Source organism: Enterobacter cloacae complex sp. SHL020 (assembly GCF_049236945.1).
GTDB classification, from domain to species: domain Bacteria; phylum Pseudomonadota; class Gammaproteobacteria; order Enterobacterales; family Enterobacteriaceae; genus Enterobacter; species Enterobacter dykesii.
Genome location: NZ_JBMKJF010000006.1, coordinates 120,547 through 145,530, shown reverse-complemented (window position 1 = coordinate 145,530; position 24,984 = coordinate 120,547). Strand labels below are relative to the sequence as shown.

Here is a 24,984-nt window from a genome sequence, read left to right as displayed (position 1 = left end):
CTATGACATCACCAATGCCCCCTGGGCAAACGTCATTATTGTTGCAGATGACACAGCGCCTCGCGCTGTCCGACGCGCATTTTCGTCGGATATGTCAGTTAATCTACCAGCGTGCGGGGATCGTGCTTGCGGATCATAAGCGGGACATGGTCTACAACCGTCTGGTGCGGCGCTTGCGTACGCTGGGGCTGGATGATTTTGGCCGCTATCTGAGCATGCTCGAGGCGAACCAGAACAGCGCAGAGTGGCAGGCTTTTATTAACTCGTTAACCACCAACCTGACGGCGTTTTTCCGTGAAGCTCACCACTTCCCGGTTCTGGCCGAGCACGCCCGCCGTCGCACCGGGGAGTATCGCGTATGGAGTGCGGCCGCCTCGACGGGTGAAGAGCCGTACTCGCTGGCGATCACCCTTGCTGACACGCTGGGAATGGCGCCCGGACGCTGGAAGGTCTACGCCAGCGATATCGATACCGAGGTGCTGGAGAAGGCGCGCAACGGCGTTTATCGCCAGGATGAACTGAAAACGCTGTCGCCGCAGCAGCTGCAGCGTTATTTCATGCGCGGCACGGGCCCGCATGAAGGCCTGGTACGCGTACGCCAGGAGCTGGCGAACTGCGTCGAATTCGCGCCCGTTAACCTGCTGGATAAGCAGTACAACGTGCCGGGGCCGTTCGATGCCATTTTTTGCCGTAACGTCATGATCTATTTTGATAAAACGACGCAACAGGACATTCTGCGTCGGTTTGTTCCGTTGCTCAAGCCTGACGGTTTACTGTTTGCCGGGCACTCGGAAAACTTCAGCAACCTCGCGCGTGAGTTTAGCCTGCGTGGGCAAACGGTGTATGCGCTGAGTAAGGAAAAAGCATGAGTAAAATCAGGGTGTTGTCTGTCGATGATTCAGCGCTGATGCGTCAGATCATGACTGAAATTATCAATAGCCACAGCGACATGGAGATGGTGGCCACTGCGCCCGATCCTCTGGTAGCGCGAGATTTAATTAAAAAATATAACCCCGACGTGCTAACGCTGGATGTCGAGATGCCGCGCATGGATGGCATAGATTTCCTCGAAAAATTAATGCGGCTTCGGCCTATGCCGGTGGTAATGGTCTCCTCCCTGACCGGAAAAGGATCGGAAATTACCCTGCGCGCGCTGGAGCTGGGGGCGGTGGATTTTGTCACCAAACCGCAGCTCGGCATTCGCGAAGGGATGCTGGCGTACAGCGAAATGATCGCCGAGAAGATCCGCACCGCGTCGCGTGCGAAGCTTGCTGCCCACACGCCGATGGCTGCGCCTGCGACCCTGAAGGCCGGTCCCTTACTCAGCTCGGAAAAACTGCTGGTCATTGGGGCGTCAACCGGAGGAACAGAGGCAATTCGTCATGTACTCCAGCCATTGCCGCTTTCAAGTCCGGGTATTCTGATCACGCAGCATATGCCGCCAGGCTTTACCCGTTCGTTCGCCGAACGCCTGAACAAGCTGTGCCAGATCAGCGTGAAAGAGGCGGAAGACGGCGAGCGCGTGCTCCCGGGGCATGCCTATATCGCCCCGGGCGACAAGCATATGGAGCTGGCGCGCAGCGGTGCTAACTATCAAATCAAAATTCATGACGGACCGCCGGTCAACCGGCACCGTCCGTCGGTGGATGTGCTGTTTCATTCGGTGGCGAAACATGCGGGGCGCAACGCCGTTGGGGTGATCCTGACGGGGATGGGCAACGATGGTGCCGCCGGAATGCTTGCAATGCACCAGGCTGGCGCCTGGACGATTGCGCAGAATGAAGCAAGTTGTGTGGTGTTCGGCATGCCGCGCGAGGCCATCAATATGGGTGGCGTGAGCGAAGTGGTCGATCTTAGCCAGGTAAGCCAGCAGATGCTGGCGAAAATCAGTGCCGGACAGGCAATACGTATTTGACTCAGGAGTATTATTTTATGGCGGATAAAGAGCTTAAGTTTTTGGTTGTGGATGACTTTTCCACCATGCGTCGTATCGTGCGCAACCTGCTGAAAGAGCTGGGCTTCAACAACGTTGAAGAAGCAGAAGACGGCGTAGATGCGCTGAACAAACTGCAGGCTGGCGGGTTTGGTTTTGTTATCTCCGACTGGAACATGCCTAACATGGACGGTCTGGAACTGCTGAAAACCATTCGTGCCGATGCCGGAATGGCGTCTATGCCGGTTCTGATGGTTACCGCAGAAGCGAAAAAAGAGAACATCATCGCCGCTGCACAGGCTGGCGCAAGCGGCTACGTGGTGAAGCCATTCACCGCGGCAACCCTGGAAGAGAAGCTCGGTAAGATCTTCGAGAAACTCGGCATGTGAGGTGATGGAAATGTTGCAACCTGCTATGAAACCCGTTGAAGAACACTCGCCGAGCGATATCATCGTCCGCATCGGCAGCCTGACGCGCATGCTGCGTGACAGCCTGCGCGAGCTGGGGCTGGATCAGGCCATTGCCGAAGCCGCGGAAGCGATTCCTGATGCCCGCGATCGTCTGGACTATGTCGTGCAGATGACCGCCCAGGCCGCGGAGCGTGCGCTGAACAGCGTTGAAGCGTCACAGCCGCACCAGGATGCGATGGAAAAGGGGGCGAAAGCGCTGAGCAAACGCTGGGACGAGTGGTTTGAAAATCCTATCGAGCTGGCGGATGCCCGCGAGCTGGTGACGGATACCCGTCAGTACCTGGGGGATGTGCCGGGCCACACCAGCTTCACCAACGCCCAGCTGCTGGACATCATGATGGCGCAGGATTTCCAGGACCTGACTGGTCAGGTGATCAAGCGCATGATGGATGTTATCCAGGAGATTGAGCGTCAGCTGCTGATGGTTCTGCTGGAGAACATTCCGGAACCGGCAGCCCGTCCAAAACGCGAGAACGAAAGCCTGCTCAATGGTCCACAGCTCGACGCCAGCAAGGCGGGCGTTGTGGCAAGCCAGGATCAGGTCGACGATCTGCTGGACAGCCTCGGCTTCTGATTGTTCTGATTACCCTCAGGCTGCGGCGTCAACCTGAGGGTAATTCAATTATCGAAGGTCCATCTTCACCGTCACGTTACCTTCAAAGCGGCCCGGGGCCGGGGGGGCATTCGTTGTGCCGACCGGCGCAGCCTGAATTTTGACCACACCGTTTCCCTGCTCGTCCATCGTCACCGGAAACTCATAGGTACCGTCCAGCGCAACGTTCTGACTGTTTTCATCATATAAACGCACCCCGAGATCGTCCCTGTCCAGAAGTTTCGCAATGTACGGCGTACTGCTGTCCACCACGCCCTGATCTGCTGTGAGCGTAAGCTTTATCCGGTCCGTGTTTCCCACTGCGTTATCATCACAGTGATAGGCAATATCAACGTTTTTGAGGGCATAACGTTTTGGCGGTTGCCCCTTGATGACGAATTGCTTGCTGACAATGCCGCCAAACTCCACCTCAATGGTGCTGCCGGCGTTGATGATGCAGCTTAGCGGCGCAGATAGCGTGCCGCCAAACCAGATATCAGAGACCTGGTCTGCCTGCCCAGGATCGCAGTTTCCCCCCGAGCCGAAATAAAGACAGGAATAGTTTTGCGCGACGATCGTCGAAGGGATCACCTCTTCACCCAGGATGGGTTTTTTAATGTGAAGCAGGATCGCAACGACGTTCCAACGGAAATTACGCTTTACTGTCGCGGCATTACTCGGCTGGGTGCCACTACTGCAAACGTTGGCATCTCCCTCCGTTTTGGCGAGTGCATTCTCGGTCGTGTTACGCATATTACTTCTGGACGTCGGGTATTCATTGATAGCTATCGGGGTCAATGAAGTGCCGTCCGGAGAGTTGATTGCATCCGCGTAGGCGGTGATATCGGCATCAATCTTTTCGGTCAAATAGCCGTATCCGTTTGTTCCCGGACTCAGCGGACTCCCGGCAAACGTTTTTTCATAGACCATGCTCGACGAAAACATATTTCCGGGACAGTCGCAGTTGGCCACTATCACCGGGCCATTGCCGACCAGATGATTAGGCACATCATAGTCATGATTGGCGATATTTTCGCTGGACGAAAACTCATGATCGAACGACGTGGTGTAGGCTTGCGGTGCACCGAAGCAGTTATGAAGTAAAGTCACCGCACCCCTGCACGGGCAGGTTGCGGTCAGGCTCAGTGCCGTGGCCAATGAAGCCCAGACGGCCTGTTTCTTGAGTATAGTTCTCATGTGCTTATTCCTGCTGACAAAGCTCGCTAACCGAGCGAATACCGTTAGGGCTTTCGGTTTGGTTGGCTGACTGTTGCGTAATGCTGGCGCGGCACTGTTGGCCCTTGCCGTTGCCCCATTTCACGGTGAGCTGTGCGGTATCACCAAGGCCTGCCAGATAGACGGTACCGGTATCATCGACAATGCCGCTTATCACCGGGGCGCTACTGGTCGCGATGGCGCCGAAGGGAACGGGGAGGCCGTTTGGACGCTTCAGGGTGACCAACATCCGATAGCCTGTGTGAGCGTCAAATCTGGCCAACACCGCCGCGTTGCGCGAAGGAATGACGGTGATGGCGGTATCGCTGGTGTCTACATTTTCCGGCAGGCTCGAGGTATCAATACGAATATTGTTCTCCTGGTACGGAGTGAGCGATGGAATGACTGCATTACCCTGCCAGTCGGTCTGAATACCACGCTGGTTCAGAAAACGGACACCGGACGCGTCGTTGGCGTTGACGATAGCAAACTGGCTGCCCAGAGGCTGAGCCAGCGTGACTCCCTCAGGATGGGCAACAATACCGCCGCTAATGCCGTAATTAAGCTGCTGAGAGTCATCAGTGGAGGCGTAATATCCGGCGGTCAGGTTGGCGTATTGCGAACGGTAGCTGCCATAGACGCTGCTGATATCCTCCCCGTCGTGGTTGGAATGGCTCTGCTGCAACGAGTAGCTCAAACGCTCGTCGTCCAGCAGCGTGCCGCTGAGGCCCACGTTTTGCCGCGTATAGCCATTTTTAGTATTGCTGATGTTATAGCTACTCCAGGCGCGTGGCAGCCATCTGGCGAGAGGAATGCTAAATCCCAAAGAGACCATCCTGTCAGACTCTTCGTCGTTGGTTTTGCTGTACGTATAGGCCATGTGATAACTCGTGCCGGCAACAACGGTATTAAATCCAAACGACAGGCTGCGCTCTTTTTTAGTGGTGCCCCAATAGTCCTGCTGATAACCGTTAAGATACAGACTCGCCCCAGCAACGGTTTGGCTAATGCTGGCCTGAATGCGGTTGCGTTTATTGTAACGAAACAGCAGATCGTCTTCGTGGCCGTCACGCATTTGGTTGGCGTCGACAAAGCTGTAATATCCGCGGCTGGTGTATCGGTAGCTGCCGAGGCTGAAGTTGGTATCGGTCGAATCCAGTTTACCGGTATAAAGCAAACGCCATGACTGGCCGGTATGCTGGCTGTTATCGTCCAGGCGGGTGTCGGCCAGGGTAACGTCAGCGGACAGCGAGCCCAGCGGCCCGAGCGCCATACCGGCACCGGTATTGGCTGCGTTATAGTCTTTCGAGAGCGTCAGCCCTCCAAACCAGGTGAAAAGGTTATTTAAACCGTAAATCATGCTTCCCTGGAAAAAGTCGGGTTCCTTTTGATCGCTCCCGCTTTCAGCACGATAACGGCCTACCGTCATTTCGTACTTCATACGCCCAGGCCGCAGCATAACTGCGATACTGGAGTAGGGCTGCGTAAAGTGATGCTCGGTGCCGTCAGCCTCTTTCACCGTAACGTCCAGATCGCCGCTGTTGGTCGTGGAGTAGAGATCGTTGATCTCGAACTCACCCGGCGCGACGTTTTGCTGATAGATGAGATAGCCGTTCTGGCGCACCGAGACTTCAGCGTTTGAACTGGCGATGCCGCGTATGACAGGGGCATAGCCGCGTTGGCTATAGGGAAGCATCTCTTCATCCGACGCAAGGTTGACGCCCCGGTACTGTAAGCTATCAAATACCTCGCCCCGCGTGTTGCTTTCCCCGGCCGTGAACTGCGCCTTGAGGGCGTCAACGTCATGCTGCAGGAAGGTATTGATGTTTTCCCACAGGTTTTCACTGTCAGAATTGCTCCACGTTGAATAGTTGCGCACTCGCCAGCCTCCCAGGTTGGCGCCTGTGCGCAAATTCAGATACTGACTGGTGGCGCTTTTGTCACCGCTCTCCTTATTTTTTGATCCTGAGAAAGCGTAGTCACTGAACAACACGGGGACACCGTCGTCCCAGCGCGAAGGATCGATGTAATCGCGACTGGTACCACTTAACGCGGCCTGAGGAATACTCAACGCTAATGTCATGGTTGAAAACTCAAGCCGCGCGGAGGCCAGAGGGATATAGTTGCTGATATCTTCAGGCAAAGCCTTATTGGCGGGTAACGCAAGCAAGGCGGGATACCGATCGATAGCAATCCCCCATGCCCGCAGCATATCCGGTGTGAGCTGAGGTATCAGTGACCCTTCCGGGGAGCTGACGTAAACGATATTGGTGGTGCTCAAGCGGCGCTCATTCACCTGCACTCGTGAAGAATAGGTGCCGGGTAGCTGAGCATTCGACTTTGAAAAGAGTGAAAGGTTGATATCCTGCTGGGCCAGCATGTCTCCTTCAAGCGATGAGGGAGAGAAACGATACTCACGGGCCAGCGTCGAGAAGCTCGCGATGAGCAAGACACCGCCAAGGCAGCGAAGAAGCGGATTCAGTCTAAAGAGCCGCTCGTACGACAACTCATTACGTCCTGTCATCATCGCGGTCTTTTAATCCTGCGTCAGGGGGGAGGTATATTTTTCGGAAGCATTGCCGTAATCGGTAATGCAGCGCCAGGTGACGCTCGTACCCTGAGCATTGTCAGGGAGAGGAATGTCAGCGCGGGATTTAGGGGCAACCATGTCGGCTTTTTCCACTTTGTGCGCACCCAGCGCAAGTGAATCAAAGACGCTGTAGAACGCCCCTGCGTTGATGACGGTGAGTTGCTGACCATGACGAGCAAATCGCAGGTTTTTGCAGGATTCAGAGGGCGTACCGCTCAGTCCGACAGGACGCCAGAACAGTTTCAGACGCGTTTTATAGATTAACCGCAGGACGTTTTTGTCATCCTCATCCGTAGCCGTGGCAGGGACGGTTCGCACGTTCATATAGAACAGCGACTCTTTATCCCCTGCTAAGGCTGTCCCGTTCCAGGTAATGCGCAGGCTTTGCTCTTTTTGCGGATCGAGTCGAAAGAGAGGCGGTGTCACGATAAACGGTCCGTGCGTTTTACCATCACCCGTATCCGTCCATGACTGTATTAACCATGGAAGCTCTTTATCATTATTTTGTAAGGGCAGGGCAACTTCCTTTTTCGCGGCATCGTAGATTATGCGTGTGCGACCTATCTGAATACCTGCTGCGTGACAAAAAGTGCTTGCGATGACAGGAATACATAATAAGACATGGAGTGATATGCGCATAGTGAAACCTTTAATAAAGGAGGGTGAGGCGAAATGATATTAGTCCGAATACGGATTCGGACTAATATCAGATCATGACTCCTTAAACGTCATGAGGCCTAAATCTATTTATATTATGAATGTCAGTAATGCTTTTATTAACGGTAAAGAATATTTACTGTCATATCAGCGTCTGCCGGACCGGCCGTAACCGCAGCTGCAAATGATTTATAGCGGGCATTAAAATCAGCTTTAATCGTATCTTCGGGTTTTGACGCCAGTTCGATATAGACCTGCCCTTCGGCGCCGTCCATCGTGATGAGCTTATCATCTTTACCCGCGAGGCTGACGGCAACACCGATACCGGTGGCCGCGGTATCGCCCGTGGTGGTAATTTTACTGACGTCCAGCAGCGTTTTGGCCCCGGTCAGGGTTGTTGGGCCGTTAAAAGTCAGCTGGACAGCCGGAAGACCATCGCTTTGCAACGGGCAGTTGGCAAGCGTGATGGAGAATGGCATAAGTGCACTTTCCGTCCCAACAGCAGTAAACAATGATATTGGATAGGTACCCAGCGGGACAGTACTGTCCGTATCATTATCACCCTGAATAGTGCAGCTTGATTCGATAATTTCACCCGTGAAGTGAATAGTGCCGGCATTCATTTCTGCGGCGAAACCATTCATCGACAGTGTTGCAAGGGCTAGGCCCGCAATAATATTCTTTTTGAAATTCATCTTAATTTTTCCTTTACGTAAAAAAGAAATGCCTGGCATGCATTTTGCCTTCAGGTGAAAAGTAAATTATATCGCGTGAAATTATAGCATTTAATTTTCTGCGGGTAAGAGAGTCTCAGGGTTAATGTTATACAGATTTATCCATTTTTGGATTTTGTGGGGTGATGGTTTATATAATTTCAATGGTTCTGGATTATTGAATTTACATAGTTATATCATTCCTGCAATGCCGGGAGGTTAAAGTCGATGGTTATGTTAATTTTCTTTCGGGATATTTTAGAGTAAATGTTCTTTAAAACTGCGTTTAATTCATTTTGTAATATGAAACACATCGCAAAAGTTGGAGAATGTTCGTTCGAACATTTCTTGCCCTCTTTTCACTCACCCGAATTGCAGAGGGTGGTCTTAAACTGGATAAAAAGACCCGGTTATAGGGGTTTATCAGCCCATTGATGAAAGGCCGTGCTGGCATGATACCCGTGACGTAATGGGCTGAGCATGCACTGTGGCAGAAGAGAACGACGACAAAACGGAAGCCCCCACACCCCACCGACTAGAAAAGGCGCGTGAGGAAGGGCAGATCCCCCGATCCCGAGAATTAACCTCCCTGCTGATCCTTATCGTAGGGGTGTGCATTATCTGGTGGGGCGGGGAGTCGCTCGCCCGCAAGCTGGCGGGAATGTTGTCCACCGGCTTACGTTTTGACCACAGCATGGTCAACGATCAGAATCTGATCCTCAGCCAGATTATTCAGCTTATTAAAGGGGCCATGGTCGCACTGTTGCCCCTGATTACCGGGGTCGTGCTGGTCGCGCTGGTCTCTCCGGTGATGCTCGGCGGTCTGGTTTTCAGTGCCAAATCGCTGCAGCCGAAATTTTCCAAACTGAACCCGCTGTCGGGTATTGCGAAAATGTTCTCTGCGCAGACCGGGGCTGAGCTGCTCAAAGCCGTTCTCAAATCGGTGCTGATGGGCAGTTCTGCGGGGTTTTACCTCTGGTACCACTGGCCGGAAATGATGCGTCTTATCAGCGAATCGCCTCTCACCGCGATGAGCAACGCGCTGAATCTGGTTGGGCTCTGCGCGCTGCTGGTGGTGCTCAGCATTATCCCGATGGTGGGTTTTGACGTGATCTTCCAGCTTTATACCCACTTCAAAAAGCTGCGTATGTCGCGTCAGGATATCCGTGACGAATATAAGCAGATGGAAGGTGACCCGCACGTAAAAGGGCGCATCCGCCAGATGCAGCGTGCCGCCGCCCGTCGCCGCATGATGGAAGATGTACCGAAGGCCGACGTCATCGTCACCAACCCGACACACTATTCCGTTGCGCTGCGCTATGACGAAAACAAAATGAGCGCGCCGAAGGTCGTCGCGAAAGGGGCCGGACTGATCGCACTGCGCATCCGGGAAATCGGCACAGAACACCGCGTGCCTATCCTGGAAGCCCCTCCGCTGGCGCGTGCCCTGTACCGCCATGCGGACATTGGACAACAGATCCCGGGACAACTCTACGCCGCGGTGGCGGAAGTGCTGGCCTGGGTGTGGCAGTTGAAGCGCTGGCGTCTGGCTGGCGGTCAGCGGCCTGTGAAACCTGAGAACCTTCCGGTGCCTGCCGCGCTGGATTTTATGAACGAGAAGGACACTGATGGCTAATCTGGTGGCAATGTTGCGCCTGCCCGGCAACCTGAAATCGACCCAATGGCAGATCCTTGCCGGACCGATTCTGATCCTGCTAATTCTGTCGATGATGGTACTGCCGCTCCCGGCATTCATCCTCGATCTGCTTTTCACTTTCAATATCGCGCTGTCCATTATGGTGCTGCTGGTGGCGATGTTCACCCAGCGTACCCTGGAGTTTGCCGCTTTTCCGACCATTCTGCTGTTTACCACCCTGCTGCGACTGGCGCTGAACGTCGCGTCCACGCGTATCATCCTGATGGAAGGTCACACCGGTGCGGCAGCGGCAGGTAAAGTGGTGGAGGCGTTCGGCCACTTCCTGGTGGGCGGCAATTTCGCTATCGGTATCGTGGTGTTCGTTATCCTCGTTATCATCAACTTTATGGTTATCACCAAAGGTGCAGGGCGTATCGCGGAAGTGGGCGCGCGTTTTGTGCTGGACGGGATGCCGGGCAAACAGATGGCGATCGACGCCGACCTGAACGCCGGCCTTATCGCCGAAGATGAAGCCAAAAAACGCCGTTCGGAAGTGACGCAAGAGGCGGACTTCTACGGCTCCATGGACGGTGCAAGTAAGTTTGTGCGCGGTGACGCCATCGCGGGCATTCTGATCATGGTGATTAACGTGGTCGGCGGTCTGCTGGTGGGGGTATTGCAGCACGGGATGGACATGGGCCACGCGGCGGAAAGCTATACGCTGCTGACCATTGGTGACGGCCTGGTCGCGCAGATCCCGGCGCTGGTTATCTCCACGGCGGCGGGTGTGATTGTGACCCGCGTGAGTACCGACCAGGACGTTGGCGAGCAGATGGTGGGCCAGCTCTTCAGCAACCCGCGCGTGATGCTGCTGGCCGCTGCGGTTCTGGGTTTGCTCGGTCTGGTGCCGGGTATGCCAAACCTCGTCTTCCTGCTGTTTACGGCGGGTCTGCTGGGGCTTGCCTGGTGGATGCGTGGCCGTGAAATCAAACCGGCAGCGGAACCTGTTCAGGTAAAAATGCCGGAGAATACCCAGGCCGTCGAAGCGACCTGGAACGACGTTCAGTTGGAAGATTCCCTGGGAATGGAAGTGGGCTATCGCCTGATCCCGATGGTCGATTTCCAGCAGGATGGCGAGCTGCTTGGCCGTATCCGCAGTATCCGTAAAAAATTCGCGCAGGATATGGGCTTCCTGCCGCCGGTTGTACACATCCGCGACAATATGGACCTGCCGCCCGCGCGCTATCGCATCCTGATGAAAGGCGTTGAAATTGGCAGCGGCGATGCCTATCCGGGCCGCTGGCTGGCGATTAACCCGGGTACCGCTGCAGGCACCCTGCCGGGTGAGCAAACCATCGATCCGGCCTTTGGCCTGGCCGCTATCTGGATTGAAAGTGCGCTGAAAGAGCAGGCGCAAATCCAGGGCTATACGGTTGTCGAAGCCAGTACCGTGGTGGCAACCCATCTTAATCACCTGATTGGACAATTCTCGGCAGAGCTGTTTGGCCGTCAGGAAGCGCAGCAGCTGCTTGACCGCGTCACGCAGGAGATGCCGAAGCTGACGGAAGACCTGGTCCCGGGCGTGCTGACCTTAACCACGCTGCACAAGGTGCTGCAAAACCTGCTCGAAGAGAAAGTGCCGATCCGCGATATGCGCACCATTCTCGAAACCCTTGCCGAGCATGCGCCGATACAAAGCGATCCGCACGAGCTGACGGCGGTGGTACGCGTGGCGCTGGGTCGTGCGATCACCCAGCAGTGGTTCCCGGGAACCGGAGAGGTGCAGGTCATTGGCCTCGATACGCCGCTTGAACGCCTGCTGCTGCAGGCCCTGCAGGGCGGGGGCGGCCTGGAGCCGGGCCTGGCGGATCGTCTGCTGGCGCAAACGCAGGAGGCGCTGACGCGTCAGGAGATGCTGGGCGCGCCGCCGGTGCTGCTGGTTAACCATGCGCTGCGTCCGCTGCTGTCGCGCTTCCTGCGTCGCAGCCTGAACCAGCTGGTCGTGCTGTCGAATCTGGAGCTGTCGGATAACCGTCATATCCGCATGACCGCGACGATTGGAGGAAAATAATGGGTAAATGGATCTGGATTTTGCTTTTCCCTTTGGTGGCGCAGGCTGCCGGGGAGGGCACGTGGCAGGCAAGCAGCATGGGAGTGACCCTCAGCAACCGGGGTGTTGCCATGTCATCTAACCCGCTGGCGCCTGCTGAAGAGGTTTCCGGTCTGATGGGCCTTGTGGTCTGGAATTACCGGCTGATTGGCCCAACCCCCGCAGGGCTGCGAGTGCGCCTCTGCTCTCAGACACGCTGTACGGAAATCGACGGTGAAAATGGCACGACGCAGGCGTTCAACGGCGTACCGGCCATTGAACCTTTGCGTTTCATCTGGGAAGTGCCGGGCGGGGGGCGCTTAATCCCGGCGCTGAAAGTCCAGAGTAATTCCGTCATCGTGAACTATCGCTAACACCCTGCCTTTTCACCAGCCATCAGGCCATTCTGATGGCTGGCTCTCAAAACTGATCTCTCCTTTTGATCAAATAGAAACGCTGTTTTATAAATCAGTGACGCGCGTGACCCTACTCTTTGTATTTTTGCCATGCACCCTCTCAGGAGTGGCAGAAACAGAAAGGTATCAACAGGTCGATGCATTTACTGTAGCCGTATAAAAGCTCCCGGACGAAGCGTGCTTGCAGGGAGTCTCCTGAAACTGATTAGGGTTGACGGCAATGAAAACACGTAAAATTGGACTCGCGAATTATCTTGCTTACGGGTCAGGCGATTTTCTCGGGGCGGGTACCACCGCCCTGACGGCGGCCTGGCTTTTATATTTTTATACCACCTTCTGCGGGCTTTCACCGATCGAAGCAACGTTCATCTTTGCCGCGGCAAGGGTGCTGGATGCCGTCGTTAGCCCGTTGATGGGCTTTTTAACCGATAACTTTGGTACGACCTGGCTCGGCAAGCGCTTTGGCCGTCGTAAGTTCTTTATCCTGCTGGGGATCCCGTGCGTGTTCAGCTACTCGCTGATGTGGGTTGGGGACATGAGCTTCGGGTACTACCTGCTGACCTATCTGCTGTTTGATATTGTCTACACCATGATTCTGGTGCCGTACGAAACGCTGGTGCCGGAAATGACCGATGACTTTAAACAGAAAACCAAGTTCTCCGGGGCGCGTATCGCTATGGCCCAGATGTCCGCCATTCTGGCTTCCTTCCTGCCGGGGATCCTGTTGACCTGGTTCGGGAAAGACAACGCGGTTTCCTTCTTCTATGCAAGCCTGGTTTTCTCTGTGCTCTGCGCGCTGATGCTGACCTTCGTCTGGTGCTTCACCTGGGAACGTCCGCGCGAAGAGTGGTCTGAAGCGGCGCTGCGTGCTGAAGAAGAGAAGAAGAAGCTGACGATAGGGCAAAGCCTCAACCGCCTGATCGTTGAGCTCAGCTCCACGCTGCGCATCAAGATTTTCCGTCAGCATCTGGGCATGTACCTCGGCGGCTATATCGCGCAGGACGTGTTTAACGCGGTATTCACCTACTACGTGGTGTTCGTGCTGATGCAGGAAGCGTCAGTGGCGTCCAGTCTGCTGGGCACGATGGCCATCTTCCAGTTCCTTGCGGTTATCGCCATGATCCCGCTGTGTATCCGCTTCGGGCCTGCGCCGTCCTACCGCATGGTGGTGGTGCTGTTTGGCCTGGCGTCAATTTCCTACGCCGTGCTCTATTACGCGGGCCTGAGCGACGTTTACGCTCTGCTGTTGCTGATCTCTGCGGTGGCTGGGCTGGGGCGCGGCGGGATCAACTACGTGCCATGGAACACCTACACCTACATTGCTGACGTGGATGAAGCGATCACCGGCCAGCGCCGCGAAGGGATCTTCGCGGGCATCATGACCCTGACCCGTAAGGCGTCACAGGCCGGTGCGGTGATGCTGGTGGGCATTGTGATGCAGATGTCCGGCTTTGTCAGCGGTCAGAAAGTGCAGCCTGCGGAAGTGAGCCACACCATTTTGACGATCCTGAGCGTGGGCACCATCCTGGTGCTGTTCTGCGGCTTCCTCGTTTCCCTGCGCTTCAGGCTCAATTTGCAGACCCACAGCACGCTGCGCGAGGAGACCGCGAAAATGCGTGAGTGTGGTCATGCGATGCCTCAGTCAGCGACGCCACACGCCCGCGCCACCGTCGAGATGCTGGCCGGTATGCCCTATGAGTCACTGTGGGGCAATAACAACATCGGCTATCTGAATCGCAACAAGCCAGCGGCACCTTCGCTGAAGGATCGCGCGGTACTGAATTCGACATACAACAGAGGTTAAGATGATGAAAGTTTGGCCTGTCAAACATAGCCCGTTACTGCGTCAGCCAGAGCGCTTTATCGCCCGGGACGAGCTGAAATCACTGATTCAAAAGGTGACGCATAGCCTGGTCAATATCCACGACAAAACGGGTGAATTTTTGCTGCGGCTGGACGACGGGCGCGTGATCGACACCAAAGGCTGGGCCGGATGGGAGTGGACGCACGGCGTTGGCCTGTACGGTATCTGGCAGTATTACTGCCAGACCGGCGATGAAGGTATGCGAGAGATTATCGACAGCTGGTTTGCCGACCGCTTTGCGGAAGGCGCGACCACCAAAAACGTGAATACCATGTCGCCGTTCCTTACGCTGGCATATCGCTACGAAGAGACCAAAAATCAGGCCTGGCTGCCGTGGCTGGAAAGCTGGGCGGAATGGGCGATGGCCGAGATGCCGCGCACGGAACACGGCGGGATGCAGCACATCACCCTGGCGGAAGAAAACCATCAACAGATGTGGGATGACACGCTGATGATGACGGTGCTGCCGCTGGCGAAAATCGGCAAGCTGCTCAATAAGCCGGAGTACGTTGAAGAGGCGGTCTATCAGTTCCTGCTGCACGTGCAGAACCTGATGGACCGGGAGACCGGGCTGTGGTTCCACGGCTGGAGCTATGACGGTAATCATAACTTTGCCCGTGCCCGCTGGGCGCGCGGCAACAGCTGGCTCACCATCGTCATCCCGGACTTCCTTGAGCTGGTGGATCTGCCGGAAAGCAACGCGGTGCGCCGCTACCTGGTGCAGGTATTGAATGCGCAGATTGCCGCGCTGGCGAAATATCAGGACGACAGCGGGCTATGGCATACGCTGCTCGACGATCCACATTCTTATCTTGAGGCGTCCGCCACGGCAGGGTTTGCCTACGGCATTCTGAAAGCCGTGCGCAAGCGCTACGTTGGCGCGGAGTATGCCGAAGTGGCAGAAAAAGCGATTCGCGGTATCGTCAAAAATATTTCGCCGGAAGGCGAGCTGTTGCAAACGTCGTTCGGCACGGGCATGAGCAGCGATCTTGAGTTTTATCGCCAGATCCCGCTGACGTCTATGCCGTACGGACAGGCGATGGCGATTCTCTGTTTGACGGAATATTTACGGAAGTATTTCTGATAAGAAAAAACCCGGCGCTTGCCGGGTTTTTTGTATTACATGCGTTCTACGGTTTCGATACCCAGGGTATCCAGACCCAGCTTCAGGGTCTTCGCCGTGAGCTGCGCCAGCTTCAGGCGGCTGTTGCGGACCGATTCGTTTTCCGCAGACAGAATAGGGCAGTGTTCGTAGAAGCCGGAGAACAGACCCGCCAGATCGTACAGGTAAGCACACATTACGTGCGGCGTGCCGTCACGCGCGACAACCGTCAGCGTCTCTTCAAACTGCAGCAGGCGCGCCGCCAGCTGTGCTTCACGATCTTCCGTGATGGTCACTGTCGCATTCGCCAGTACGTTTTCATCAATGTTCGCCTTACGGAACACCGAGAGCACGCGGGTGTAGGCATACTGCATGTAAGGCGCCGTGTTGCCTTCAAACGCCAGCATGTTATCCCAGTCGAAGATATAGTCGGTGGTACGGTTCTTGGAGAGATCCGCGTATTTCACCGCACCGATACCCACGGCGTTGGCCAGTTTTTCCAGCTCGTCGGCAGGCATGTCCGGGTTCTTCTCGGCCACCAGACGGCGGGCGCGCTCCAGCGCTTCGTCCAGCAGGTCGGACAGCTTCACGGTTCCGCCCGCACGGGTTTTGAACGGTTTGCCGTCTTTACCCAGCATCATGCCGAACATGTGGTGTTCCAGCGGAACGCAATCCGGCACGTAACCGGCTTTACGCACGATGGTCCACGCCTGCATCAGGTGCTGGTGCTGACGGGAGTCGATGTAGTACAGCACGCGGTCGGCATGCAGCGTTTCGTAACGGTATTTCGCGCAGGCGATGTCTGTCGTGGTGTAGAGATAGCCGCCATCCTTTTTCTGGATGATCACGCCCATCGGTTCGCCTTCCTTGTTTTTGTACTCATCAAGGAACACCACCGTTGCGCCTTCGCTCTCTACCGCCAGGTTTTTCGCTTTCAGGTCAGCCACAATGCCAGGCAGCATTGGGTTATAGAGGCTTTCACCCATCACGTCGTCACGGGTCAGTGTAACGTTCAGACGGTTATAGGTCAGCTGGTTCTGAGACATGGTTATATCAACCAGCTTGCGCCACATCTCGAGGAAGTATTGGTCGCCGCCCTGCAGTTTAACCACGTAGCTGCGCGCGCGCTCGGCAAAGGCTTCGTCTTCGTCGTAGTGTTTTTTGGCTTCGCGGTAGAACCCTTCCAGGTCCGCCAGCGCCATTTCACCCGCGTTTTCCTGCTGCTGTTTTTCCAGGTAAGCAATCAGCATGCCGAACTGGGTACCCCAGTCGCCCACGTGGTTCGCGCGGATCACCTTGTGACCTAGGAACTCGAGCGTGCGCACCGCGGCATCACCGATGATAGTGGAACGCAGGTGGCCAACGTGCATCTCTTTCGCCACGTTCGGGGCAGAGTAGTCGATCACGACGGTCTGCGCCTCCGGCTGGGAAACACCCAGACGGTCAGATTTCAGCGCTGCGTCAACGTGGCTTGCCAGGAACGCAGGTTCCAGGAAAATATTGATGAAGCCCGGGCCGGCGATTTCGGTTTTGCTGGCAATGCCGGAAAGATCCAGATGCGTCAGTACCTGCTCAGCGAGCTGTCGCGGCGGCATGCCCAGTTTTTTAGCCACTGCCATCACGCCATTAGCCTGATAGTCGCCAAACTGTACTTTTGCTGACTGACGAACCTGCGGTTCGCAATCCGCAGGCGCGCCTGCGGCAATCAGTGCCTGACTGACTTTTTCGGAGAGAAGAGCCTGAATATTCACCTGGATACCTTACGTTTTTGATGCGGGCTTACAACCGCCCGCGCCAGTTAAAGAATTTAGGGCGGGAGTATACTGCAAATGCCCTCTGGCGTCAGCATTGCGGGGCCTGAAGATTGCTCAGAATCCAGGCGGTGAAGGTGTGCATAATCATGCAGTCGCAAAAAGCCGGATTCTGCGGTTGGTCAAAACAGGGCAACAGAGTAAATTAGCGGCTTTGCGACATGAAAAGAGAGTGACTTATGGCGAACTGGCAATCCATTGACGAACTGCATGATATTTCCGCAGATTTACCGCGCTTTACCCAGGCGTTCACAGAACTTGCCACCCGTCTCGGTCTGGATATCGCGCCGCTTGAGGCCGATCACATCTCTTTGCGCTGTCATCAGAATGCCACCGCCGAGCGCTGGCGTCGCGGGTTCGAACGGTGCGGCGAGTTGCTGTCCGAGAACATCATTAACGGTCGCCCTATTTGCCTGTTCAAACTGCATCAGCCGGTCAACGTGGCGCACTGGCAATTCACCGTGGTTGAACTGCCGTGGCCGGGAGAGAAACGCTATCCGCACGAAGGCTGGGAACATATCGAAATTGTCCTGCCGGGTGAGCCGGAGACGTTAAACGCGCGCGCGCTGGCCCTCCTTTCTGACGAAGGCTTAAGCCAGCCGGGAATTTTTGTGAAGACGAGTTCACCCAAAGGCGAGCGCGAGCGGTTACCTAATCCGACGCTGGCCGTCACTGACGGACAGGTCACGGTGAAGTTTCATCCGTGGACCATTGAGCAGATCGTTGCCAGCGAAGCGTAAGAGATGTGAGTTCACGCCGGGACTGAAAACGGACGGCGTGTCATGATGTTTCGTTTAGTGGAATTTCAGGAGGATTAAATGGCGCTGCTGGAGATTTGTTGTTACAGCGTGGAGTGTGCCGTGACCGCGCAAAAGCACGGGGCTGACCGCATTGAACTGTGTGCGGCACCCAAAGAGGGCGGGCTGACGCCGTCATACGGCGTGTTGAAGTCTGCCCGTCAGGCCGTCACCATTCCCGTTCACCCGATTATTCGTCCGCGCGGCGGTGATTTTTGTTACACGGCGGGCGAGTTCAGTGCCATGCTTGATGATATCGCGCTCGTTCGGGACCTGGGTTTTCCAGGCCTGGTGACTGGCCTGCTGGATGAAGACGGCAACATTGATATACCGCGTATGCGTCAGATTATGAGCGCCGCGCAGGGGCTGGCCGTCACTTTTCATCGCGCATTTGATATGTGTAAAGATCCGCTTCAGGCCTTTGAAACGCTTGGAGAACTTGGCGTGGCGCGCATCCTGACATCCGGTCAGCAGGCGTCCGCTGAAAAAGGACTGCAATTAATTACGGAACTAAAAGCACATTCCGGTGTTCCAATAATAATGGCGGGTGCGGGAGTCCGCGCCAGCAATCTGGAACGGTTTTTAAACGCCGGGGTAGAAGAGCTGCACAGCTCCGCGGGGAAATGGATACCTTCACCCATGCGTTATCGCAATACAGGATTGTCAATGTCGACGGATGCTGAAGCGGATGAGTATTCACGCTATGGCGTAGAGGGAGAGTCGGTTGCGGAAATGAAGTCGCTGATTGAGCGCCATCACGTGTAGCAACGTACCGATTTTTACCGCGCATCATGTCGCCCAATATGATGCTTGCTTGTACCAGGCCCCTGCCAATTACACAGGGGCCTTTTTTTCTCCTTCATATTTCAAGCCGCAGCTGCGTTGGCCGCCTCGCTCACCCCGGTCACTTACTGATGTAAGCTCCCGGGGATTCGCTGCGTTGCCGCCTTGCTGCAACTTGAACTATTTTGGAGAAAACGTGCTACGAGTAGGCCGGGTAAGGCGTAGCCGCCACCCGGCTAAAAGGCTACGGCTTAGTCGCAATCAACACCGCACGCATCGGAGCCGGATAGCCTTCGATGGTTTTGCTGTGGTCGGCCGGGTCGAGGAACTGCTCCAGCGATTCGGTGATCATCCAGTCGGTGCGGCGCTGTTCTTCGATAGACGTCACACTGACGTCGGCAATCCGCACATCCGCAAACCCGCACTTCTCCAGCCAGTTCTTCAGCGCCAGCGCGGAAGGGATGAAGTAAACGTTGCGCATCTGCGCGTAGCGATCGCCCGGCACCAGAACGGCATTTTCATCGCCTTCAATCACCAGCGTTTCCAGCACCAGCTCGCCCCCGCTGACCAGCTGATCCTTCAGTTGCCACAGGTGTTCAAGCGGAGAACGACGGTGATACAGCACGCCCATGGAGAAGACGGTATCAAAGGCTTTAAGGGCAGGGAGCTGTTCAATGCCCAGCGGCAGCAGGTGCGCGCGCTGGTCGTTACCCAGCAGCTTGCGCACCGCTTCAAACTGGCACAGGAACAGCTGCATCGGGTCAATACCGACCGCCAGATGCGCGCCCGCGCCAATCATGCGCCACATGTGGTAACCGCTGCCGCAGCCGACATCCAGAATGGTACGTCCCGTCAGGTCGGAAAGGTGGGGCAGAACGCGATCCCATTTCCAGTCCGAGCGCCATTCGGTATTGATGTTCACGCCGTAAAGTGAAAACGGCCCTTTGCGCCACGGCATCAGGTTACGCATCAGCGTTTCGATGCGGTTGATCTGCCCGGCCGGGAGCGGCTCTTCGCTCTCGGCGGTGACGCTGTGCAGAAGATCCAGACGATGCGGGGTCAGTTCGGGCAGATACTCCACCGCGTTTGACCACTGCTTTAACAGGCCGTGCTGCTGATCGCGCTGCCAGGCGGCAATCTGCGCGGGCAAGGTTTCCAGCCAGTGGGAGAGCTGGTTTTTGGCAATCAGCTGATAGAAGTTGCTGAATTCGATCATGCGGACTCTCCCGCTTTCAGCGCCACCAGAGAGCCAAAGTTAAAGCACTGGAACCACAGTTCGCTGTGCTCAAACCCGGCTTTGCTCAGACGCGCTTTGTGGGTTTCTACGGAATCCGTCAGCATCACGTTTTCGAGCATGCTGCGCTTCTGGCTGATCTCCAGCTCGCTATAGCCATTCGCCCGTTTGAAATCGTGGTGCATATTGAACAGCAGTTCGCCAACCTCGGCATCTTCGAAGCTGAATTTCTCCGAGAGCACCAGCGCGCCGCCGGGATTCAACCCCTGATAAATTTTGTCCAGCAGCAGCTGGCGGTCATCAGGCACCAGGAACTGCAGGGTGAAATTCAGGACCACCATCGACGCGTTATTGATCTCAATCTCGCGGATATCGCCTTCCACCACGTCTACCGGAACAGGGGCTTTGTACGCGTCAATATGGCGACGGCAGCGCTCAACCATGGCTGGGGAGTTATCGACGGCGATGATTCGGCAGCCTTCGTGGTGAACGTTACGACGAACCGACAGCGTTGCCGCGCCGAGCGAGCAGCCCAGGTCATAGACCTGCGTACCGGGTTGAACGAAGCGCTCAGCCAGCATGCCGATCATAGAGATAATATTGGAATAACCGGGAACAGAGCGCTGGATCATATCCGGGAAGACTTCGGCTACCCGTTCATCGAAGGTCCAGTCGCCCAGGCTGGCGATAGGCGCGGAAAAAAGCGTGTCGCGATCTGACATAACGTAAAAATCCGGGAAAAATAAAGTGGCGTATTGTGCGCTAATGGAGGGAGAAAACCAACTCCCACGGCATATACCACAGGTTAGCCAGCACCATCAGCAAAAGCGAACACCAGGTGGCACTCATGCCGGAACGACGCCAGCGGATTAAGCGGTGGTGAAAACCGTAATAGTGCATCAGGCGGCCAGCAATAAGAAGCAGGCCACAGATATGCACCATCCAGGTTTCTGCGCCATTCATCTCCATAAACAGCAGCAGGATTAAGGCTGCGGGGATGTATTCGACCGCGTTGCCATGAATGCGGATAGCGCTTTGTAGCTCGGAAAATCCGCCGTCACCGTAAGAGACGCGGTACAGCGTTCTGAGGCGCACAACATCAAATGAAAACTTAATCAGCAGTAATGCACCTAACACCGCATACAGCGCGCTGACCATACAAACTCCCTGTTTTTGGCAGATGGCACTTCACTATGATAGGGGGTGATATCAGAAAAGAGAAGATTGTTGTGGGATGGAAGGGGCGCTGCCCACGGACGGCACCGCAGCCTGCAAGGCCTGCCACAGAGCATCGACCAGTTCGGGCGCCTGGGCGATATCCGGCGTATGTAAAAAGAGATACGGCGTGGTGGTGTGTTCCCACTTCGCTAACGTTTGCAGCCAGACGGCGAACATCGCCTGATTTTGCTGCATGTTATCGCTGCCGATATACCTGATCATTGGGTTATGCGCGGTCACGATGGCGTGGACCGGCACTTTCGGCTTTTTACGCTGAGCTTCAACGATGGCTTCGCTATGGGGGACAGCGCTGTGCACCGGTCGGCTATCGAGGATCACCCGGTTAACGGAACGCTCAAGCAGGCCGCGATTGAGCGCTTTTTCTGCTTCGCCCTTGGCAAAAAATTCAGGATGCCTGACTTCAACGCCGTAGGTGAATTCGCGGGGCAGGGCATCCAGGAACTGCCAGAGCGCAGGCAAATCATGTGGGCCAAACGTGGCGGGTAGCTGGATCCAGTACTGACCGATGCGGTTCGCCAGCGGCGACATGCGCGTAAAAAACTCTTCGGTTAAATCCCCGCAGTTGCGCAGCGCGGCCTGGTGGGAAATGGTGGCCGGAAACTTAAAGCAGAAGCGGAAGTCATCGGTCGTTTGTTCCCGCCAGCGCGTAACAATCTCGGCTTTGGGGAGCGCATACAGGGTGGTGTTACCCTCGACACAGTTGAAGTGCCGGGCATACTCCTCAAGGCTGGTGATGCCAAGGCGCACCCATTTCGGGTGCGACCACTGGGGCAGGCCCACGTACATCATAGCGCGCTGACAATCTCATCCGTGCTGCGCACGCGGCCGATGCGCGGGAAGATATGGGTCATGCTGCCCTGATGCTGTTCCGCGGAAGCCGCGCTGCAGGCATCTTCGGCGATCACCAGGTTAAAGCCCAGCTCCCACGCGTTGCGGGCGGTAGACTCCACGCCGATATTAGTGGATATGCCGCACAGGATGATGGTATCGATGCCGCGACGGCGGAGCTGCAGCTCGAGATCGGTACCGTAAAAAGCGCCCCACTGGCGTTTGGTCACTTCAATATCGCTGTCGCGTTTGCCGAGTGCGGCCGGGTACGTCCACCAGTTTTCCGGCAGGGCGCGTGCAGGAACCTGGGCATCAACGGGCTGTTTTAACGCTTCGGCGTAATCAGCGGACCAGCCGACTCGCACCATGACAACAGGCGCACCGCTGGCACGACATGTTTCCGCCAGGCGAGCAGCGCGGTTGACCACATCATCCGCAGTATGCGGGCCACCGGCGAAGGGCAGAATGCCTTCCTGTAAATCAATCACAACAAGTGCGGTTTTACTGGCATCAAGTGTTAACATCGTTACTCCCGTTAAATGAATCACTTCCAGACACCATACGACGTGATGGCCTGTTCCTGGGCGGATAATTTTGTTAATTTTTGTGAGAATGCGCAATAAGAGTGCAGCAAACGACCGCCTGGCCGTGGTTCGCTCTTATCGTCCGGCGGAATTTCCAGTATAATAGCCGCCTTTTTTCATCCAGTTGTGACATACAGAAAGCTGCGACATAGTAGCCTGCATACCAGGCGACATTTAGCCTGCGGCTAATTAAGGGATATCTCATGCGTACAGAATATTGCGGGCAGCTGCGTCAGTCCCACGTCGGACAGCAGGTAACCCTGTGTGGTTGGGTCAATCGTCGTCGTGATCTTGGTAGCCTTATCTTCATCGATATGCGCGACCGCGAAGGTATCGTTCAGGTGTTCTTCGATCCGGATCGCGCAGATGCGTTGAAGCTGGCCTCTGAGCTGCGTAATGAGTTCTGCATTCAGGTTACCGGCACAGTGCGCGCGCGTGACGAGAAAAACGTCAACGCCGACATGGCGACGGGTGCCATCGAAGTGCTGGCGTCCGATCTGGTGATCATCAACCGTGCAGAAGCGCTGCCGCTGGACTCCAACCACGTCAACACTGAAGAAGCGCGTCTGAAATACCGCTACCTGGATCTGCGTCGTCCGGAAATGGCCCAGCGCCTGAAAACCCGTGCGAAAATCACCAGCCTGGTGCGTCGCTTTATGGATGACCACGGTTTCCTCGACATCGAAACCCCGATGCTGACCAAAGCCACGCCGGAAGGCGCGCGCGATTACCTGGTCCCATCCCGCGTTCATAAAGGCAAATTCTACGCGCTGCCGCAGTCTCCACAGCTGTTCAAACAACTGCTGATGATGTCCGGCTTCGATCGCTACTATCAGATCGTTAAATGCTTCCGCGACGAAGACCTGCGCGCTGACCGCCAGCCAGAATTTACCCAAATCGACGTGGAAACCTCCTTCATGACCGCCGAGCAGGTGCGTGAAGTGATGGAAGCTCTGGTGCGTAGCCTATGGAACGACGTGAAAGGCGTTGAGCTGGGCGATTTCCCTATCATGACCTTCGCTGAAGCCGAGCGTCGTTACGGCTCTGACAAACCAGACCTGCGTAACCCGATGGAGCTGGTGGACGTAGCAGACCTGGTGAAAGGCGTTGAGTTTGCCGTATTCGCTGGCCCGGCTAACGATCCTAAAGGCCGCGTAGCAGCGCTGCGTGTACCGGGTGGTGCTGCCCTGAGCCGCAAGCAGATCGACGACTACGGCAACTTCATCAAGATCTACGGCGCGAAAGGTCTGGCCTATATTAAAGTGACCGAGCGCGCGAAAGGTCTGGAAGGCATCACCAGCCCGGTAGCGAAATTCCTGAACGCGGACATCGTGGAAGCGATCCTTGAGCGCACCGGCGCGCAGGACGGCGACATGATCTTCTTCGGCGCAGACAACAAGAAAGTCGTGGCGGATGCGATGGGCGCGCTGCGTCTGAAGCTCGGCAAAGACCTGAGCCTGACCGACGAAAACAAATGGGCGCCGCTGTGGGTTATCGACTTCCCAATGTTTGAAGACGACGGTGAAGGCGGCCTGACCGCAATGCACCACCCGTTCACCTCGCCAAAAGACATGACGGCAGCAGAGCTGAAAGCGGCACCGGAAGATGCGGTCGCGAACGCTTATGACATGGTTATCAACGGCTACGAAGTGGGCGGTGGTTCCGTGCGTATTCACAGCGGCGAAATGCAGCAGACCGTGTTCGGCATTCTGGGCATCAACGAGCAGGAGCAGCGCGAGAAGTTTGGCTTCCTGCTGGACGCCCTGAAATACGGTACGCCGCCGCACGCGGGCCTGGCCTTCGGTCTTGACCGTCTGACCATGCTGCTGACCGGCACCGATAACATTCGTGATGTTATTGCCTTCCCGAAAACCACTGCCGCAGCGTGTCTGATGACCGAAGCGCCAAGCTTTGCCAACCCGGCCTCTCTGGCCGAGCTGGGCATTGAAGTGGTGAAGAAGGAAGAGAAAAACTGATATGGCATATAAGCTTCCCGTTTCGGTCCTGGTGGTCATTTATGCAGAAGACACGAAGCGGGTGCTGATGTTGCAGCGGCGCGATGACCCTGATTTCTGGCAGTCGGTAACAGGCAGTCTGGAAGAGGGGGAAACCGCGTTGCAGGCCGCCGCGCGCGAAGTAAAGGAAGAGGTCACCATTGACGTTGCCCGCGAGCAACTGACCCTGAAGGACTGCCAGCGCACGGTGGAGTTTGAAATTTTTAGCCATTTACGTCATCGCTACGCGCCGGGTACCGAGCGCAATACGGAGTCGTGGTTCTGTCTCGCGCTCCCCCATGAACGGGAGATCGTGTTTACCGAACACCTTACCTACCGCTGGGTGAATGCGGCGGACGCCGCCGCACTGACCAAGTCGTGGAGCAACCGGCAGGCGATTGAAGAATTTGTAATTAACGCAGCCTGAGAAGGCGCGA

The 24,984-nt window shown here is 55.9% G+C and carries 23 protein-coding genes; 13 read left to right on the top strand and 10 right to left on the bottom strand.

What is annotated here, in order from left to right; translation table 11 throughout:
• Positions 1-2: 2 nt before the first annotated feature.
• The 4 genes from cheR to cheZ are packed head-to-tail and all read left to right on the top strand — an operon-like array spanning position 3 to position 2,977.
• Positions 3-869: a protein-glutamate O-methyltransferase CheR gene (cheR, locus tag ACOTZB_RS15885; protein ID WP_014884342.1), complete on the top strand. Its 867-nt coding sequence runs from the start codon at positions 3-5 to the stop codon at positions 867-869.
• Positions 866-1,915, top strand: coding sequence for a protein-glutamate methylesterase/protein-glutamine glutaminase (locus ACOTZB_RS15880; RefSeq protein ID WP_008500430.1), 1,050 nt, complete (start codon positions 866-868; stop codon positions 1,913-1,915). The genes cheR and ACOTZB_RS15880 overlap by 4 nt, the downstream gene beginning before the upstream one ends.
• 17 nt (positions 1,916-1,932) lie before the next feature.
• Complete coding sequence (cheY, locus tag ACOTZB_RS15875; protein ID WP_008500431.1) at positions 1,933-2,322, top strand: chemotaxis response regulator CheY; 390 nt, start codon at positions 1,933-1,935, stop codon at positions 2,320-2,322.
• A gap of 10 nt (positions 2,323-2,332) precedes the next feature.
• Positions 2,333-2,977 carry a protein phosphatase CheZ gene (gene cheZ, locus ACOTZB_RS15870; protein ID WP_023312251.1) on the top strand — a complete coding sequence of 215 codons (645 nt, stop codon included), beginning with the start codon at positions 2,333-2,335 and terminating at the stop codon, positions 2,975-2,977.
• A 48-nt stretch (positions 2,978-3,025) separates the two neighbouring features.
• Here the strand turns inward: cheZ and ACOTZB_RS15865 are convergent, their stop codons facing one another.
• The 4 genes from ACOTZB_RS15865 to ACOTZB_RS15850 form a co-directional block, all read right to left on the bottom strand.
• Positions 3,026-4,192, bottom strand: coding sequence for a fimbrial protein (locus tag ACOTZB_RS15865; RefSeq protein ID WP_421627735.1), 1,167 nt, complete (start codon positions 4,190-4,192; stop codon positions 3,026-3,028).
• A 4-nt stretch (positions 4,193-4,196) separates the two neighbouring features.
• Entirely contained in the window at positions 4,197-6,737 is a 2,541-nt protein-coding gene (locus ACOTZB_RS15860; RefSeq protein WP_421627734.1) for a fimbria/pilus outer membrane usher protein, read from the bottom strand.
• Between the two features lie 9 nt (positions 6,738-6,746).
• The gene (locus ACOTZB_RS15855) at positions 6,747-7,439 is read right to left on the bottom strand and encodes a molecular chaperone (RefSeq protein ID WP_421627732.1); all 693 of its coding nucleotides are present in this window, start codon (positions 7,437-7,439) and stop codon (positions 6,747-6,749) included.
• Between the two features lie 137 nt (positions 7,440-7,576).
• Positions 7,577-8,191 carry a fimbrial protein gene (locus tag ACOTZB_RS15850; protein WP_421627730.1) on the bottom strand — a complete coding sequence of 205 codons (615 nt, stop codon included), beginning with the start codon at positions 8,189-8,191 and terminating at the stop codon, positions 7,577-7,579.
• A 466-nt stretch (positions 8,192-8,657) separates the two neighbouring features.
• Here ACOTZB_RS15850 and flhB point away from each other — a divergent pair, with 466 nt between their 5' ends.
• The 5 genes from flhB (at position 8,658) to ACOTZB_RS15825 (ending at position 15,259) form a co-directional block, all read left to right on the top strand.
• Entirely contained in the window at positions 8,658-9,806 is a 1,149-nt protein-coding gene (flhB, locus tag ACOTZB_RS15845) for a flagellar biosynthesis protein FlhB (protein WP_193806450.1), read from the top strand.
• Positions 9,799-11,877, top strand: a complete 2,079-nt coding sequence (gene flhA / locus ACOTZB_RS15840) for a flagellar biosynthesis protein FlhA (RefSeq protein WP_421627728.1) — start codon at positions 9,799-9,801, stop codon at positions 11,875-11,877. The genes flhB and flhA overlap by 8 nt, the downstream gene beginning before the upstream one ends.
• A complete protein-coding gene (gene flhE, locus ACOTZB_RS15835; protein WP_047652334.1) occupies positions 11,877-12,269 on the top strand; it encodes a flagellar protein FlhE in 393 nt (130 codons plus the stop codon). Before flhA ends, flhE begins: the two co-directional genes overlap by 1 nt.
• Before the next feature lie 262 nt (positions 12,270-12,531).
• Positions 12,532-14,115, top strand: coding sequence for an MFS transporter (locus ACOTZB_RS15830; protein WP_421627727.1), 1,584 nt, complete (start codon positions 12,532-12,534; stop codon positions 14,113-14,115).
• A 4-nt stretch (positions 14,116-14,119) separates the two neighbouring features.
• A complete protein-coding gene (locus tag ACOTZB_RS15825) occupies positions 14,120-15,259 on the top strand; it encodes a glycoside hydrolase family 88/105 protein (protein ID WP_421627829.1) in 1,140 nt (379 codons plus the stop codon).
• Between the two features lie 35 nt (positions 15,260-15,294).
• On the opposite strand, the gene argS is transcribed toward ACOTZB_RS15825, so the two are convergent.
• Positions 15,295-17,028: an arginine--tRNA ligase gene (gene argS / locus ACOTZB_RS15820; RefSeq protein ID WP_045404452.1), complete on the bottom strand. Its 1,734-nt coding sequence runs from the start codon at positions 17,026-17,028 to the stop codon at positions 15,295-15,297.
• 239 nt (positions 17,029-17,267) lie between these two features.
• On the opposite strand from argS, the gene ACOTZB_RS15815 reads away from it, so the two are divergent.
• Both ACOTZB_RS15815 and cutC read left to right on the top strand, forming a co-directional pair.
• Positions 17,268-17,828, top strand: coding sequence for a VOC family protein (locus ACOTZB_RS15815; RefSeq protein WP_047652331.1), 561 nt, complete (start codon positions 17,268-17,270; stop codon positions 17,826-17,828).
• A 78-nt stretch (positions 17,829-17,906) separates the two neighbouring features.
• On the top strand, positions 17,907-18,650 hold the full coding sequence (gene cutC / locus ACOTZB_RS15810) for a copper homeostasis protein CutC (protein WP_045355966.1): 744 nt from the start codon (positions 17,907-17,909) through the stop codon (positions 18,648-18,650).
• A gap of 262 nt (positions 18,651-18,912) precedes the next feature.
• Here cutC and cmoB read toward each other — a convergent pair whose 3' ends face one another.
• From cmoB to ACOTZB_RS15785, 5 genes are read right to left on the bottom strand one after another with little or no spacing between them, the layout of a single operon-like run.
• Positions 18,913-19,884 (bottom strand): tRNA 5-methoxyuridine(34)/uridine 5-oxyacetic acid(34) synthase CmoB, encoded by a 972-nt coding sequence (gene cmoB / locus ACOTZB_RS15805; RefSeq protein ID WP_193806459.1) that lies wholly within the window; start codon positions 19,882-19,884, stop codon positions 18,913-18,915.
• The gene (cmoA, locus tag ACOTZB_RS15800; protein ID WP_193806461.1) at positions 19,881-20,624 is read right to left on the bottom strand and encodes a carboxy-S-adenosyl-L-methionine synthase CmoA; all 744 of its coding nucleotides are present in this window, start codon (positions 20,622-20,624) and stop codon (positions 19,881-19,883) included. The genes cmoB and cmoA overlap by 4 nt, the downstream gene beginning before the upstream one ends.
• 40 nt (positions 20,625-20,664) lie before the next feature.
• Complete coding sequence (locus ACOTZB_RS15795) at positions 20,665-21,060, bottom strand: MAPEG family protein (protein WP_021240443.1); 396 nt, start codon at positions 21,058-21,060, stop codon at positions 20,665-20,667.
• Positions 21,061-21,111: 51 nt separating this feature from the next.
• The gene (locus ACOTZB_RS15790) at positions 21,112-21,930 is read right to left on the bottom strand and encodes a DUF72 domain-containing protein (RefSeq protein WP_193806463.1); all 819 of its coding nucleotides are present in this window, start codon (positions 21,928-21,930) and stop codon (positions 21,112-21,114) included.
• Positions 21,927-22,493, bottom strand: a complete 567-nt coding sequence (locus ACOTZB_RS15785; RefSeq protein WP_047061094.1) for a hydrolase — start codon at positions 22,491-22,493, stop codon at positions 21,927-21,929. The genes ACOTZB_RS15790 and ACOTZB_RS15785 overlap by 4 nt, the downstream gene beginning before the upstream one ends.
• Positions 22,494-22,756: 263 nt before the next feature.
• On the opposite strand from ACOTZB_RS15785, the gene aspS reads away from it, so the two are divergent.
• Positions 22,757-24,529: an aspartate--tRNA ligase gene (gene aspS, locus ACOTZB_RS15780; RefSeq protein WP_023312238.1), complete on the top strand. Its 1,773-nt coding sequence runs from the start codon at positions 22,757-22,759 to the stop codon at positions 24,527-24,529.
• Between the two features lies 1 nt (position 24,530).
• Positions 24,531-24,974, top strand: coding sequence for a dihydroneopterin triphosphate diphosphatase (gene nudB, locus ACOTZB_RS15775; protein ID WP_032658557.1), 444 nt, complete (start codon positions 24,531-24,533; stop codon positions 24,972-24,974).
• The last annotated feature ends 10 nt before the right edge of the window (positions 24,975-24,984 follow it).

What these genes read in the sequence shown, in the direction of transcription:
- cheR (WP_014884342.1), top strand. Translation starts at nt 3, where the DNA reads ATGACATCACCAATGCCCCCTGGGCAAACGTCATTATTGTTGCAGATG.
- ACOTZB_RS15880 (WP_008500430.1), top strand. Translation starts at nt 866, where the DNA reads ATGAGTAAAATCAGGGTGTTGTCTGTCGATGATTCAGCGCTGATGCGT.
- cheY (WP_008500431.1), top strand. Translation starts at nt 1,933, where the DNA reads ATGGCGGATAAAGAGCTTAAGTTTTTGGTTGTGGATGACTTTTCCACC.
- cheZ (WP_023312251.1), top strand. Translation starts at nt 2,333, where the DNA reads ATGTTGCAACCTGCTATGAAACCCGTTGAAGAACACTCGCCGAGCGAT.
- ACOTZB_RS15865 (WP_421627735.1), bottom strand. Translation starts at nt 4,192, where the DNA reads ATGAGAACTATACTCAAGAAACAGGCCGTCTGGGCTTCATTGGCCACG.
- ACOTZB_RS15860 (WP_421627734.1), bottom strand. Translation starts at nt 6,737, where the DNA reads ATGATGACAGGACGTAATGAGTTGTCGTACGAGCGGCTCTTTAGACTG.
- ACOTZB_RS15855 (WP_421627732.1), bottom strand. Translation starts at nt 7,439, where the DNA reads ATGCGCATATCACTCCATGTCTTATTATGTATTCCTGTCATCGCAAGC.
- ACOTZB_RS15850 (WP_421627730.1), bottom strand. Translation starts at nt 8,191, where the DNA reads ATGCCAGGCATTTCTTTTTTACGTAAAGGAAAAATTAAGATGAATTTC.
- flhA (WP_421627728.1), top strand. Translation starts at nt 9,799, where the DNA reads ATGGCTAATCTGGTGGCAATGTTGCGCCTGCCCGGCAACCTGAAATCG.
- flhE (WP_047652334.1), top strand. Translation starts at nt 11,877, where the DNA reads ATGGGTAAATGGATCTGGATTTTGCTTTTCCCTTTGGTGGCGCAGGCT.
- ACOTZB_RS15830 (WP_421627727.1), top strand. Translation starts at nt 12,532, where the DNA reads ATGAAAACACGTAAAATTGGACTCGCGAATTATCTTGCTTACGGGTCA.
- ACOTZB_RS15825 (WP_421627829.1), top strand. Translation starts at nt 14,120, where the DNA reads ATGAAAGTTTGGCCTGTCAAACATAGCCCGTTACTGCGTCAGCCAGAG.
- ACOTZB_RS15815 (WP_047652331.1), top strand. Translation starts at nt 17,268, where the DNA reads ATGGCGAACTGGCAATCCATTGACGAACTGCATGATATTTCCGCAGAT.
- cutC (WP_045355966.1), top strand. Translation starts at nt 17,907, where the DNA reads ATGGCGCTGCTGGAGATTTGTTGTTACAGCGTGGAGTGTGCCGTGACC.
- cmoB (WP_193806459.1), bottom strand. Translation starts at nt 19,884, where the DNA reads ATGATCGAATTCAGCAACTTCTATCAGCTGATTGCCAAAAACCAGCTC.
- cmoA (WP_193806461.1), bottom strand. Translation starts at nt 20,624, where the DNA reads ATGTCAGATCGCGACACGCTTTTTTCCGCGCCTATCGCCAGCCTGGGC.
- ACOTZB_RS15795 (WP_021240443.1), bottom strand. Translation starts at nt 21,060, where the DNA reads ATGGTCAGCGCGCTGTATGCGGTGTTAGGTGCATTACTGCTGATTAAG.
- ACOTZB_RS15790 (WP_193806463.1), bottom strand. Translation starts at nt 21,930, where the DNA reads ATGATGTACGTGGGCCTGCCCCAGTGGTCGCACCCGAAATGGGTGCGC.
- ACOTZB_RS15785 (WP_047061094.1), bottom strand. Translation starts at nt 22,493, where the DNA reads ATGTTAACACTTGATGCCAGTAAAACCGCACTTGTTGTGATTGATTTA.
- aspS (WP_023312238.1), top strand. Translation starts at nt 22,757, where the DNA reads ATGCGTACAGAATATTGCGGGCAGCTGCGTCAGTCCCACGTCGGACAG.
- nudB (WP_032658557.1), top strand. Translation starts at nt 24,531, where the DNA reads ATGGCATATAAGCTTCCCGTTTCGGTCCTGGTGGTCATTTATGCAGAA.